10 protein-coding genes and 1 pseudogene are annotated in these 13,804 nt (G+C 66.0%); 5 read left to right on the top strand and 6 right to left on the bottom strand.

All coding sequences use genetic code 11. From position 1 onward, the window contains the following. Positions 1–30: 30 nt before the first annotated feature. The 4 genes from H8R18_RS06705 to H8R18_RS06690 all read right to left on the bottom strand — a co-directional run bounded on the left by H8R18_RS06705 (position 31) and on the right by H8R18_RS06690 (position 5,004). Positions 31–702 carry a GntR family transcriptional regulator gene (locus H8R18_RS06705; protein WP_227712781.1) on the bottom strand — a complete coding sequence of 224 codons (672 nt, stop codon included), beginning with the start codon at positions 700–702 and terminating at the stop codon, positions 31–33. Between the two features lie 103 nt (positions 703–805). Continuing rightward, positions 806–1,885, bottom strand: coding sequence for a 3,4-dihydroxyphenylacetate 2,3-dioxygenase (gene hpaD / locus H8R18_RS06700; protein WP_191071288.1), 1,080 nt, complete (start codon positions 1,883–1,885; stop codon positions 806–808). Then, the gene (gene hpaE, locus H8R18_RS06695; protein ID WP_194189204.1) at positions 1,878–3,500 is read right to left on the bottom strand and encodes a 5-carboxymethyl-2-hydroxymuconate semialdehyde dehydrogenase; all 1,623 of its coding nucleotides are present in this window, start codon (positions 3,498–3,500) and stop codon (positions 1,878–1,880) included. The genes hpaD and hpaE overlap by 8 nt, the downstream gene beginning before the upstream one ends. Next, the gene (locus H8R18_RS06690) at positions 3,412–5,004 is read right to left on the bottom strand and encodes a fumarylacetoacetate hydrolase family protein (RefSeq protein WP_194189203.1); all 1,593 of its coding nucleotides are present in this window, start codon (positions 5,002–5,004) and stop codon (positions 3,412–3,414) included. The genes hpaE and H8R18_RS06690 overlap by 89 nt, the downstream gene beginning before the upstream one ends. Before the next feature lie 281 nt (positions 5,005–5,285). Between H8R18_RS06690 and H8R18_RS06685 the strand changes: the two genes are divergently transcribed. Further along, positions 5,286–6,722 (top strand): NAD-dependent succinate-semialdehyde dehydrogenase, encoded by a 1,437-nt coding sequence (locus H8R18_RS06685; RefSeq protein ID WP_191071285.1) that lies wholly within the window; start codon positions 5,286–5,288, stop codon positions 6,720–6,722. A gap of 59 nt (positions 6,723–6,781) precedes the next feature. On the opposite strand, the gene H8R18_RS06680 is transcribed toward H8R18_RS06685, so the two are convergent. Continuing rightward, a complete protein-coding gene (locus tag H8R18_RS06680) occupies positions 6,782–7,561 on the bottom strand; it encodes an HpcH/HpaI aldolase family protein (RefSeq protein WP_191071284.1) in 780 nt (259 codons plus the stop codon). After that, positions 7,546–8,331, bottom strand: coding sequence for a 2-oxo-hept-4-ene-1,7-dioate hydratase (gene hpaH / locus H8R18_RS06675; protein ID WP_191071283.1), 786 nt, complete (start codon positions 8,329–8,331; stop codon positions 7,546–7,548). The genes H8R18_RS06680 and hpaH overlap by 16 nt, the downstream gene beginning before the upstream one ends. A 183-nt stretch (positions 8,332–8,514) precedes the next feature. On the opposite strand from hpaH, the gene H8R18_RS06670 reads away from it, so the two are divergent. From H8R18_RS06670 to fusA, 4 genes and pseudogenes are all read left to right on the top strand, one after another. Beyond that, positions 8,515–10,395: an FAD-dependent monooxygenase gene (locus tag H8R18_RS06670; protein WP_191071282.1), complete on the top strand. Its 1,881-nt coding sequence runs from the start codon at positions 8,515–8,517 to the stop codon at positions 10,393–10,395. A gap of 338 nt (positions 10,396–10,733) precedes the next feature. Next, the gene (gene rpsL, locus H8R18_RS06665; RefSeq protein ID WP_191071281.1) at positions 10,734–11,108 is read left to right on the top strand and encodes a 30S ribosomal protein S12; all 375 of its coding nucleotides are present in this window, start codon (positions 10,734–10,736) and stop codon (positions 11,106–11,108) included. Next, positions 11,108–11,578 (top strand): 30S ribosomal protein S7, encoded by a 471-nt coding sequence (gene rpsG / locus H8R18_RS06660; RefSeq protein WP_191071280.1) that lies wholly within the window; start codon positions 11,108–11,110, stop codon positions 11,576–11,578. Before rpsL ends, rpsG begins: the two co-directional genes overlap by 1 nt. A 43-nt stretch (positions 11,579–11,621) precedes the next feature. Continuing rightward, positions 11,622–13,740: pseudogene (gene fusA / locus H8R18_RS06655) on the top strand (elongation factor G). Positions 13,741–13,804: the final 64 nt, after the last annotated feature.

The raw sequence follows: 13,804 nt of genomic DNA, 5'->3' as shown, positions 1-13,804 counted from the left end.
GAACCGCTCGATGTCAAGGGAACGACGTCCCTACGCGGAGAAGTCGGTGGCCGAGTGGTCGGTAGTGATGTAGTCGCGCAGCGACCGTAGCTTGTGCTGGCGAGCCAGTTCCTCGATGTGGTTGCGCGAGGCCTGCGCCCGAATCGCCGCGATGATCTCGGCGTGTTCATCAACAGATCGCAGCGAATGGGTGGGCGTGAACACGAACTGCGCGCGGCGCACAATTGTCACCCGGTCCCACTCACGTTCGAGCAGATCAATGAGGCGACCATTCCCGCACGCCGACGTCAAGGTGTGGTGAAAACGCTGATTGAGGTCGGTGACAATACGCGGATCGAAAGCCGAGGTCATCCGGTCGCGAATTTCGTTGTTGATGCGTGCGGCGGTGGCGAGATCATCGTCGCTGAGGTAATCCCGCGCAAGGGCTGTCGCATACCCCTCAAGGACGGCGAGAGATTCCATCACCTCGGCGTAGTCTTCCTTGTCGATAGATGAGACGACCGCGCCGACGTTGCGCTGAAAAGTCACGAGGCCCTCGGCCTCGAGCAGACGCACGGCCTCGCGCACGGGCACGGGAGAAACCTCCTCGTCGCGGGCAATGCGGTCAAGAACGAAGCGATATCCCGGACCGTATTTTCCCTCAAGGATGCCCTGCCGAAGATGCATATACACCCGCTGCGACTTCGAGATGCATTCGGCCACGGCTGCCTCCTTGAGTATCGGCCCGCCCGGCGGCGGCGTCGTCTAAAGCATAGCGAGTATGCGTCAGTACAAAACATCGCCGCCGGTGGGCCCCACTCGCGGATTACAGCTGCATGCCGACCTTGAAACCCTTGTCCGTATCGCCCTTGCGGGTGTAGGAGAAGCCGTCGGCGCCGATCGTCACGTCGAGCTCCTTGGGCTCGTGGCGCGCCACCAGCGGCTGCGGGTTGCCCTCGAGGTCGAGAACGAGCGAGGCGTCGCGGTACCACGAGGGCACGACGAGGTGGCCCCACCAGTCGCGACGCTGGTTGTCGTGGACATCCCAGGTGATCGTCGGGTTATCGGGATCGCCCGTGTAGTAATCCTGGGTGTAGATCTCCACGCGGTGTCCATCGGGATCACGCAGGTAGAGGTAGAAGGCGTTCGACACCCCGTGGCGACCCGGACCGCGCTCGATGGCGTCGGACTGACGCAGCGCCCCGAGCTTGTCGCAGATGTAAAGGATGTTGTGCTTCTCGTGAGTCGCGAACGCGATGTGGTGCATGCGCGGGCCATCCCCGCCGGTCAGAGCCGTGTCGTGGACGGTGTGCTTGCGGGCGAACCACGCCGCGTAGGTGACGTCCTCGTCGTCCTTGATGTCCTCGGTGCGGCGGAATCCCAGGTCTTCGAGGTACTTCGAGCCATTGACGACGTCGGGGAAGACCTGGTTGAAGTGGTCCAACCGCACGAGCGCGCCAGGGCCCTGCTTGTCGTAGTCCCAGCACATGCGCTCGACGTGGTCGCACTCGTAGAAGAACTCGTACGGGAAGCCCAGGGGATCCTCAACACGCACGGCGTCACCGATGCCGTCGACAAATCCCTCGGCCTTGCGCAGGGTTTTACATCCCAGCTCGCGGTAGTAAGCCTCGGCCTTGTCGACATCCTCGGGCGAACGCACGCGATAGGCGAACGCCGCGATCGCAGGCACCGGGCCCTCACGCAAGACGAGGTTGTGGTGGATGAACTCGTCGAACGTGCGCAGGTACAGGGCGTCGTCGGTCTCCTTGGTGACAACGAGACCGAGGGTGTCGACGTAGAAGGCGCGCGAGGCCGCCAGGTCGGACACGACGATCTCCATGTAGGCGCAGCGCAGAATGTTGGGCGCGGGAGCTTCGGGCGTGGGGATGGGTCCAAGTTCATTCATGATTCAGTCTCCTTTGGCTGTGAATATGGACGTGAGCTGCCTGCGGGCGGGGCGCGGACCCGGCGGGCCCGCGCCCCGGATGGTCATGCGGACGGGCCGCCCAGGCCGAGGTCGTTGTCGGCGTAGCCCGTCGCCCCAAAGCGGGTGTGTGGACGTCGCCGAGGCGGATGTGCACGGCCTGCTGGTCGGAATAGAAATCGAGGGAGCGGTAGCCGCCCTCGTGGCCCAGGCCAGAGGCCTTCACGCCCCCAAACGGGGTGCGCAGGTCGCGGACGTTGTGGGAGTTCACCCACACCATGCCCGCCTCGATAGCGTGGGAGAACAGGTGAGCGCGGGTGACGTCGCTCGTCCACACGTAGGCGGCTAGGCCGTAGTCAACGCCGTTGGCCAGGGCCAGGGCCTCCTCGTCGGTATCGAACGGGGTGATGCATACGACGGGGCCGAAGATCTCCTCCTGGAAAATCCGCGCCGTGGGGGCGACGTCGGCGAAGACGGTAGCCTCGAGGTAGTTGCCCTCCTCGAGGCCGGCCGGGCGGGAGCCGCCGGCGACCAGGCGCGCCTCTTCCTTGCCGATCTCGATGTAGGACATGACCTTGTCGTAGTGCTCGGGATGGACCAGCGCGCCGATCTCGGTATCGGGGTCCGAGGGCGGGCCAACCTTGATCTTGCGTGCCCGCTCCGCGTAGGCCTCGACGAAACGGTCGTAGATCGGCCGCTCCACGAGGATGCGTGACGACGCCGTGCAGCGCTCGCCGTTGAGCGAAAACACGCCGAACAGCGTCGAATCCAGCGCCTGGTCAACATCGGCATCGGCGAAGATGACGGCGGGGGACTTCCCACCCAGCTCCATCGACATCGCCTTCATCGTCGGCGCGCAGTTGGCGAAGATGACCCGGCCCGTTGCGGCCTCACCGGTGAAGGAAATGAGGTTGACATCCGGGTGCTTGACGAGGGCGTCGCCCGCGGTCTCGCCGAAACCGTTGACGAGGTTAAAGACGCCCTCGGGCACGCCGGCGCGCTCGAAGATTCCCGGCCACAGCGACGCCGAGGCCGGAGTGAACTCCGCGGGCTTGAGAACGACGGTGCATCCCGAGGCCAGGGCCGGGGCGAGCTTCCACGACTCCTGCATGAACGGCGTGTTCCACGGCGTGATGAGGCCCGCCACGCCCTTGGGCTTGCGGTTGACGTAGTTGATCTGGCGCCCCGGCATCTTGTAGGTCTCGTCGCGCTGGGCGACGATGAGGTCGGCGAAGAAGCGGAAATTCTCCGCCGCCCGATTCGCCTGCCCCTTGGCCTGGCGGATCGGCAGCCCGGAGTCAAAGCTCTCTAGGGCCGCGAGCTTCGCGTGCACCTTCTCGACCTCGTCGGCGATCGCGTAAAGCACGCGGGCGCGCTCACGCGGCTGCATCGTGGGCCACGGCCCATGATCGAACGCCTCGCGGGCCGCCGCGACGGCGGCATCGATGTCGGCGGCCTTGCCGGAAGCGCAGGAAATATAGGCGGCGTTCGTCGTCGGATCGATAACGTCAAACGTGTCGCCATCCGCGGAATCGACGTGGTGGGCACCAATGTAGTGCTGAATGTGGTCGGACAGGAGGTCGGTTGCCTCGCTCATGATCTCTCCTTCGGTCGGTTCCTGGATCAGGGGGTGGGCAGGGGTTGGCGGCCAGCCACTCCTCGTAGCGGGCCTTCCACTCGTCGGTGGACACGGGGAACAGGCCGTCGAGGCTGGCACCGGCACCAACCTGTTCGGCGATAAAGCGCTCGCGGTGTTCTTGGGCTTCGGCGTCGGCGAGGACCTCGTCGAGGAGATCGCGGGGGATGACGACGGCGCCGTCGTCATCGCCGACGATGACATCGCCCACGCACACCGTGGCACCGCCGCACGAGACGGTCACGTCGTGTTCCCAGGGCACGTGGCGCCGCCCGAGGACCGCGGGGTGGCGGCCGCCGGTGAAGACGGGCAGGCCGACGTTTTCGACTTCCGCGCTGTCGCGTGCGGCTCCGTCGGTGACGATCCCGGCGGCCCCGAGCGTCTTCGCCCGCAGGGCCAAGATGTCGCCGAGCGTTCCGGCTTCGACGCACCCGCGCGCCTCCATGACGAGGACCTCGCCCTCGCGCAGCGAGTCGACGACTTGCTTCTGGTGGTTGAAGCCACCGCCCTTGGCTGCGAAAAGGTCCTTGCGGTAGGGCACGTAACGCAGTGTGCGCGCCGGGCCGATGAGGCGATCGCCTCGGCGCAGCGGTGCGACGCCGTCGAGAATGGCCTCGTTGAACCCGCGCTTGCGCAGCTGAACCGACAGGGTTCCCACCCCGACGTTTCCGAGGCGGCGGCGCACATCCTCGCTGAGCGGTTCCTTGCGCGCGGCTGCGTCCTTGACGGTGCCAACGGGGAAGCCCCAGGCATCGGAGCGTTGGGTGTCGTCGACCTTGGGCGGGTTGCCAACCTCGGCGAGAGCGGGCCCCTCGACGATCTGTGTGCGCAGTCGCCCCGAGGTGAGGGAGGGGTCGTCGAGGCTGAACACCTCGACCTCGACGACCTGGCCGGGCTCGGCCACCGAGGCCCCGGCGGGAACGCCGGTCATAATCATGTCGCCGACCTCCAGGGTGAGCAGGCGCGACAGATCGGCGATCATCTGCGAGATCGGGAAGATCATCCCGGCGGTCGAATCGTCGCTGACGAGGTCGCCATCGAGCCACGTGCGCACGCCGATGCGATCCTCACGCACGGTGGCGGCATCAATGAGGCCGGGGCCGACGGGGCAGAATCCGTCGCCGGACTTGGAACGGACGTTCGAGCCCTTGTCGGCGTAGCGCATGTCGTGGAGGCCGAAGTCGTTGCCGGCGGTGACCCAGCCGACGTGCGACCACGCGTCAGCCTGAGCAATGTTGCGTCCGGCGGTGCCGATGATGACGCACACCTCGCCCTCGAAACCGATGAGTTCACAGCCGGCGGGCCGCTCGAGCGTGCCGCTGCCGGCCAGCGAGGAGGGGGCCTTGAAGAAGTAGGAGGGGTAACGCGGGGTGCGGCCGCGCTGGGCGGCGCGTGAGGCGTAAGAGAGATGGACGGCGAAAATCTTGCCGGGTCGATGGCCCAGGTGGGTGGTGACAGGATCCATGATGCCCTTCCCTGGAGGGCGTCGATGCCCTCGCGGTTCGATCGTACATCGAATCGTATATGATTGGCCCCAGCCTACGGGGCTGTGGTGGTGCCGTCAACCGGTTTGCCGAAATTGCGCACGAATTTCACCTCTGCGGCGATGTGCCGGCCTGCCGCCATGTGAGGTCTGCGCGATTATCGAACAATGCGCCGAGAGATCGTATACGATCGCCTGTGAGGGGCGGTTCGCGGCCCGCAGGAGTGTCGCCCGCCCGGTACGTCGGCACGAAAGGACCTGTCATGGCGGACAATCCCACCACTTTGTATGTCAACGGTACGTGGCGAGCGAGCGCTGACGGCGCCACCTTCGACGTCCTCAATCCGGCGACGGGCGAGGTCCTCGCGCAGGTGGCCTCGGCGACGCCGGCCGACGGCATGGCTGCTCTCGACGCCGCCGACAACGCGGCGCGCGAGTGGGCCGAGACCCCCGCGCGCGAGCGCGCGCACTACCTGTGGCGCGCCTTTGACGCCGTGACAGCGCGAGCCGAGGAATTCGCCCGGTGCATGACCCTGGAGATGGGCAAGCCTCTCGATCAGGCGCGCGCCGAGGTCACCTACGGTGCCGAGTTCCTGCGCTGGTTCGCCGAGGAGGCCGCGCACGTTCACGGCGAGTGCTACCACACCCCGGAGGGCGCCCTTCAGGTCATGACGCTCAAGCGCCCGGTTGGCCCCTGCCTGTTCATCACCCCGTGGAACTTCCCGCTGGCGATGGCCACGCGCAAGATCGCGCCCGCTCTCGCCGCGGGCTGCACCTGCGTGCTCAAGCCGAGCGAGGATACCCCGCTGACCGCTCTCCTCTTCGCCCAGGTGCTCGATGAGGTCGGGCTGCCCGCGGGCGTCGTCAACGTCGTGCCGACCGCCGACACCCCGCCGATGACCGGGCCGATGATCGCCGATCCCCGGCTGCGCAAGATTTCGTTCACGGGCTCGACGGCTGTTGGGCGGGCCTTGCTGAAGGAGGCGGCCGAAAACGTGTTGCGCACGTCGATGGAGCTTGGTGGGCTCGCGCCCTTCATTGTCTTCGACGACGCGGACCTCGACGCCGCCGTCGACGCCGCGGTCGCGACGAAGATGCGCAACATGGGGGAGGCGTGCAACGCTTCGTCGCGCTTCTACGTCCACAACAGCGTGCGCGAGGAATTCACCACGCGCGTGAGCGAGGCGCTCGGTGCCATGCGCGTGGGCGACGGGATGAGCGACGGCACCGAGGTCGGCCCCATCGTCTCGGCCAAGCAGCGCGATCACGTCGTCGACCTCGTCAATCGCTCGGTTGCGGCTGGGGGAAGGCTCGTCTGCGGCGGGCACCCGTGTGAGGGCCCGGGATTCTTCTATCCGCCCACCGTCGTCGCCGACCTGGCTCCCGACAACCCGCTGCTGCATGAGGAGGTGTTCGGTCCGGTCGCCCCGATCTGCGGTTTTGACACCGAGGAGGAGGCCCTTGCCCTGGCCAACGCCACGGAATTTGGCTTGGCCGGCTACGTGCACACCCGCGACGTCGCGCGGATCATGCGCCTGGCTCAGCGTCTCGAAGTCGGCATGATTGGCGTCAACTCCGCGACGATCTCCAACGCGGCGGCCCCGTTCGGCGGCGTCAAGGCGTCGGGGCTCGGGCGCGAAGGCGGCCTGGATGGCATCGAGGAATTCCTCGAGACCATCTACGTCGGCATGCCGCGTTAGCCGGATGCGCGTGTGCTCCGCAGCTATCGGGCTGCGGAGCACACCGGAGCGGAAGGGGACTAGCCGAGAAATTCCTCGGCGAGTTTCTCGCTGCCGCGCGCCAGCACGGTGACGTCGGCGTTGACGAAGACGAAGTCGGCTCCGGCATCGAGGTAGCGTTTGGCCATCGTCGGGTTGAAGGCGTTGGTGCCCACGGGCTTGCCGGCGCGGTGGCCTGCGGCGATGCAGGCCATGACCCGGTCGACGACGCGGGCATCCTCGGCCTGACCGATGATTCCGAGATCGGCGGCAAGGTCCGCGGGACCGACGAACAGGGCGTCGACGCCCTCGACGGCGGCGATCTCTTCAGCCTGGGAACAGGCTCGGTCGGACTCGATCTGGACGGTGAGCGACAGGGTCGATCGCGCCGTTTCGAGGTAGTTGGGGACGCGGTTCCACCGCGAGGCGCGCGCCAGCGCCGAACCGACCCCGCGCACCCCGCGACTGGGGTAGTCGACGCGCGCGGCGGCCTGCCTGGCCTCATCGGGAGTGTGCACCATCGGCACGAGCAGATTGATGACGCCGAGGTCGAGGTACTGCTTGATGAGGCGCTCGTCGTTGAGTGGCACCCGCACGAGGGTCGTGACCGGGTAGGCCGACACGGCGTGGAGCTGGGCCAGCAGCGAGGAGAGGTCGTTGGGGCAGTGCTCGGCGTCGATGAGGACGAGGTCGAGCCCGGCTCCCGCGCAGATCTCGGCGGCAATCGGTGAGGCCGAGCAGATCCACATGCCGACGAGGCCGCGCCCGGCGGCGTCGATGTGGTCGGTCAGGATGCGATCGCAGGTTAGCTGAACTGGCATGTCACGGTCCCCAAATCCTTGTAGTCGGCGACAATCGTGTCTCCGGCCTCGACCCATAGCGGTCGGGTGAAGGATCCGGCGAGGATGATCTCGCCGGCCTCGAGATGGTCGTCGTGGGCGGCGAGCTTGTTGGCCAGCCACGCCACCCCGGTGGCGGGATGACCGAGGACGCCGCCGGAGACCCCGGTCTCCTCGATCGTCTGGTTGCGGTAGACCATGGCCGAGACCCACCGCAGGTCGATGGCGTCGGGTCGCACCGGGCGCCCGCCGACAACCATGGCCCCCATCGCCGCGTTATCGGAGATCGTGTCGACGATCGTGCGCCCCTCCATCTCGATGTGTGAATCGAGGATCTCGAGGGCGGGCATCACCCATTCGGTTGCCGCGAGGACGTCGAAGATCGTCGCGCTCGGGCCGGAAATCGCCGAGCCGAGGACAAAGGCGAGCTCAACCTCAATACGCGGATGGGTGTAGCGCTGCCAGGGAACCTCGCACCCGGACTCGAAAACCATGTCGTCGAAGATGACGCCGTAGTCGGGTTCCGTGATGCCCGTGGCATCTTGCATGGCCTTCGAGGTCAGGCCGATCTTGTGGCCGACGAGACGGCGGCCGTTGTCGATGTTGCGCTTCGCCCACAGGCGCTGCACGGCGTAGGAATCCGCGACCTCCATGCCCTCGTAGCGGGTGGTCAGCAGGGGAACGGGGGTGCGGGTGCGCTGGGCCTCCACGAGCTCGTTGGCGATCTGGGTGATCTGCGTGTCGTCGAGCATGACGCCTCCTTGTGTCAGGCCGATAGGCACAACCTATCCTATCCGAAATCATACACGATTTGGCGGAAGGGTGCGGGTGGGTGGCGGGAAATGGTGAGAATCGCGCGAAATCCTAGACGTCCTATCTGGAATCGTATACGATCGATCTCGGTACACCACCCCACAAGGTTGTGAGGAGCGACCATGCAGCAATTTCACCACCACGGCTATGTGTCGACGAATCCGCGTGTCAAGCCCGCTGCCGGCGTCGGGCTCGAAGAGCGCCCCGCAGATCCGCCCACCGAACTCGACGTCCTCATCGTGGGGTCCGGTCCCGCGGGTATGCTCATGTTTTCCCAGCTCGCAGAGTTCGGCGACGTCCGCACGGCGATGATCGAGCGGCGCGAGGGTCGCCTCGTTCTCGGGCACGCCGATGGCGTCCAGCAGCGCAGCGTCGAGATGTTCCAGGCGTTCGGCTTTGCCGACGAAGTCATCGCCGAGGCCTACCGCATCACCGAGACGTCGTTCTGGAAGCCCGATCCCGCTAACCCGGACCATATTTACCGCGCCGCGCGCACGCCGGATGATCCCTTGGGGATCTCGGAATTTCCCCACCTCATCATCAATCAGGCGCGCATCCTCGACTATCTGCGCGAGCGGGCCGGCACCTATTCGCCCGCGCGCCTGTCGCCCTATTACGGTTGGGAGTTCCTCGACCTCGAGGTCGTTGACGGGGAGGAATATCCCGTTCACGCCCGGTTGCGTCGCGTCGGCGACGGGGGTGAGGAACGCCTCGTGCGCACGAAGTACCTCTTCGGTGCCGATGGCGCCCACTCGCGGGTGCGGCGCGCGATTGGCGCCCAGCACCTTGGCAAGGCGCAGCTTCACGCCTGGGGTGTCATGGACGTCCTCGTCAACACCGACTTCCCCGACATTCGCAACAAGGCGATCATCCAGTCGCGCCACGGGTCGATCCTCCACATCCCGCGCGAAGGCGGCTACCTCGCCCGCATCTACGTCGACCTGGGCGCCCAGAGCGCCGAGGACGACCACGCGGTGCGCCAGACGCCTATCGACGAGATCATTCGCCGCGCCAATGCGATCCTCACTCCCTATAGCCTCGATGTGCGCGAGGTGGCGTGGTGGTCGGTCTACGAGGTCGGCCACCGCGTGACCGACCGTTTCGACGACGTGCCCACCGACGAGGTCGGAACGCGCGATCCCCACGTCTTCATCGCCGGCGACGCCTGCCACACCCACTCGGCGAAGGCGGGGCAGGGCATGAACGTGTCCATGCAAGACGCCTTCAACCTCGGCTGGAAACTCGGCCACGTGCTCACGGGGCGCGCCCCGGCCTCACTGCTGGCGACCTATACGGCCGAGCGCCAGCAGATCGCCCAGGACCTCATCGACTTCGATTCGCGGTGGTCCTCGATGATGGTCAAGGAGGAAGCCGAGGAGTCTATCGAGGACTTTTACGTGCGCACCGCGGAATTCCCCGCCGGCTTCATGACGCAGTACCGCCCGTCCATCCTCACATGGGGCGACTCCGACCAGGAGGCCGCGAGGGGCATCCCGTTGGGCAAGCGGTTTAAGTCGGTCGAGGTCGGGCGGCGCAGCGACGCCAATCCCAAGCAGCTCGGGCACCTGCATGAGGCCGATGGGCGCTGGCGCCTGTATGTCTTTGCCGACGAGGCCCCCGCGGGTGCACCCGACTCGGCGCTGGCGCGGTGGGCGATGTGGATGAGCGAAAACCCCGTCTCACCCTTCCGCGCCTATCGGCGCCAGGGCGAGGACCTCGACGCCCTGATCGATGCCAAGGTCATCTACCAGCAGCACCACCACGACATCGACCCCAATGCGGTTCCGGAGCTGTTTAAGCCGGTCACCGGCGGGCTCGAGCTCGTCAACCTCGAGAAAATCTTCGGTATCACCGATGACGTCGACATCTTTGCCGAGCGCGAGATCGACCGCGGAGGTGTCGTCGTCGCGGTGCGCCCCGACATGTACGTCGCCGCGATCGTGCCGCTGTCTCGCCCGAGCGAGATCGCCGATTTCTTCGCCGGAATCTATCGGCGCGACTGACCGAACGGCAGGAGGGCCCGGGGTAGCGGTGATGCTGCCCCGGGCCCTCCTGCGTGCCGGTGTCCGCGTTGCGTGCAACCGCTCACACGGGCCGCCCCGCGCGTTGACGCGCCAAGCCCGCGCCACATACAGTTACACGCGGTGCCCGCTAGTCGGGCCCCTCTTTCGCTACCTCGCGTAGCAGCGGGCTCCTCTCCGTCGGAGCTCCGGACGTCTTTCAGGCGGGCCGGCCCCTGGCGGTGCCGCGTGCCCGCAAACGGGGCCCTACTCACGACTCTTTTCGCGTGGAACGGGCGACAGACCGAAAAGATGCAGTCAGACAGAAAGACGGAGAAGTAGTGCCTACAATCCAGCAGCTCGTCCGTAAGGGGCGCAGCTCGAAGGTCGCGAAGTCGAAGACTCGCGCCCTCAAGGGCTCGCCTCAGCGTCGTGGCGTGTGCACCCGCGTGTACACGACCACCCCGAAGAAGCCGAACTCGGCCCTGCGGAAGGTCGCCCGTGTGCGCCTGTCCTCGGGTATCGAGGTCACCGCGTACATCCCCGGCGAGGGCCACAACCTCCAGGAGCACTCGATCGTGCTCGTTCGCGGTGGTCGTGTGAAGGACCTGCCCGGTGTCCGTTTCCACATCGTCCGCGGCGCGCTGGACACGCAGGGTGTGCGTGATCGCCAGCAGGGCCGCTCGAAGTACGGCGCAAAGAAGGAGAAGAAGTAATGCCTCGTAAGGGCCCCGCTCCCAAGCGCCCGCTCGCTGTCGACCCCGTCTACGAGTCGACCCTCGTCTCCCAGCTGGTCAACCGCGTGCTGCTCGACGGCAAGAAGTCGCTGGCCGAGCGCATCGTCTACAACGCCCTCGAGGGCGTTCGCGAGAAGACGAACCAGGAACCCGTCTCCGTTCTCAAGCGCGCGCTCGACAACATCCGTCCCGCGCTCGAGGTTCGCTCCCGCCGCGTCGGTGGCGCGACCTACCAGATCCCGGTCGAGGTGCGCCCCTCGCGCGCGACGACCCTGGCGCTGCGCTGGCTCGTCGACTACTCGCGCGAGCGTCGCGAGAAGACGATGACCGAGCGACTGATGAACGAGATCCTCGACGCGTCCAACGGCCTGGGTGCCGCGGTTCGCCGTCGTGAGACCACGCACAAGATGGCCGAGTCGAACAAGGCCTTCGCCCACTACCGCTGGTAATCCCGGCGGGCGAGAAACTCCACCACGAGTTTAAGGAACATTTGTGGCATTAGAAGTTCTCAAGGACCTCGGCAAGGTTCGCAACATCGGCATCATGGCCCACATCGATGCCGGTAAGACGACCGTGTCGGAGCGCATCCTCTACTACACCGGCATCAACTACAAGATCGGCGAGACCCACGACGGCGCCGGCACGATGGACTGGATGGAGCAGGAGAAGGAGCGCGGCATCACGATCACGTCGGCCGCGACGACCTGCTTCTGGAAAGAACACCAGATCAACATCATCGATACGCCCGGCCACGTCGACTTCACGGTCGAGGTCGAGCGCTCGCTGCGCGTCCTCGACGGTGCCGTCGCGGTCTTCGACGGCAAGGAGGGCGTTGAGCCCCAGTCCGAGACCGTGTGGCGCCAGGCCGACAAGTACAACGTCCCGCGCATCTGCTTCATCAACAAGATGGACAAGCTGGGCGCCGACTTCGACTACTCGGTCCAGACGATCCGCGATCGCCTCCACGCCGAGCCCGTCGTCATCACGCTGCCGATCGGCGCCGAGAACGACTTCTCGGGCGTCATCGACCTGCTGACCATGAAGGCCATCCGCTTCCCCGAAAAGGACGAGTTGGGCAACGACACCCTCGGCGCCGTCCTCGTTGAGGAAGAGATCCCGGCCGAGCTGCGCGACAAGGCCGACGAGTACCGCGAGGCCCTCGTCGAGAAGGCCGCCGAGGGCTCCGAGGAGCTCATGGAGACCTACCTCGACTCTCCGCGAGCTCACCCTCGACCAGATCAAGCAGGGCATCCGCGCCCAGGTTCTGGCCGGCGAGATCTACCCGGTCTACGCGGGTTCCGCCTTCAAGAACAAGGGCGTCCAGCCCATGCTCGACGGCGTCATCTCGTTCCTGCCGGCCCCCACCGACGTCCCCGACGTCGAGGGCACGGCCGTCGGCGACGAGGAGAAGACCCTGACCCGCAAGCCGTCGGACGACGAGCCCTTCTCGGCTCTGGCGTTCAAGGTCGCGGCTCACCCGTTCTACGGCAAGCTCACCTACGTGCGCGTCTACTCGGGCAAGGCCGAAGCCGGCTCGACCGTTCAGAACGCGACGAAGGGTCGCCGTGAGCGCATCGGCAAGATGTTCCAGATGCACTCCAACAAGGAGAACCCCGTCGACGTTGCCCACGCGGGTAACATCTACGCGTTCATCGGCCTGAAGGACACGACGACCGGCGACACCCTGTGCGCGCAGGACAAGCCGATCATCCTCGAGTCGATGACGTTCCCGGATCCGGTTATCCACGTCGCCATCGAGCCCAAGACGAAGGCCGACCAGGAGAAGCTGGGCGTCGCCATCCAGAAGCTCGCCGAAGAGGACCCGACCTTCACGGTCAACCTCGACGCCGAGACCGGCCAGACCGTCATCGGCGGTATGGGCGAGCTCCACCTCGACGTCCTCGTCGACCGCATGAAGCGCGAGTTCCACGTCGAGGCCAACGTCGGTGCGCCGATGGTTGCCTACCGCGAGACCATTCGCAAGAAGGTCGAGAACGTCGAATACACCCACAAGAAGCAGACGGGTGGTTCGGGTCAGTTCGCGAAGGTGCAGGTCACCTTCGAGCCGCTGCCCACCGATGCCGAAGAGCAGTACGCCTTCGACAACCAGGTCACCGGTGGCCGCATTCCGCGCGAATACATCCCCTCGGTCGACGCGGGCATCCAGGACGCCATGGAGACCGGTGTTCTCGCCGGTTACCCGATGGTCGGCATCAAGGCGACGCTGCTCGACGGCGCCTACCACGAAGTCGACTCCTCGGAAATGGCGTTCAAGATCGCCGGTTCGATGGTTCTCAAGGAAGGCGCCAAGCGCGCCAAGCCGGTGCTGCTCGAGCCGATCATGGCTGTCGAGGTCCGCACCCCCGAGGAGTACATGGGCGACGTCATGGGCGACCTGACGGCGCGCCGCGGCAACATTCAGGGCATGAATGATGTCAACGGCGTCAAGGAGCTCAAGGCCAAGGTGCCGTTGTCCGAGATGTTCGGCTACGTCGGCGACCTGCGTTCCAAGACCCAGGGACGCGCCGTGTACACCATGCAGTTCGATAGCTACGATGAGGTTCCGCGTTCCGTCGCGGAGGAGATCATCGCGGCTTCGCGGGGCGAGTGATTGATACGGGTGCGGTGTCCGACACCTCACCCACTACCCCAAGTGAGATAAATAACCCGTAGGA

The organism is Nanchangia anserum (assembly GCF_015240065.1).
In the GTDB taxonomy this organism is placed as follows: domain Bacteria; phylum Actinomycetota; class Actinomycetes; order Actinomycetales; family Actinomycetaceae; genus Nanchangia; species Nanchangia anserum.
This window is presented reverse-complemented; position numbering and strand designations above follow the sequence as displayed.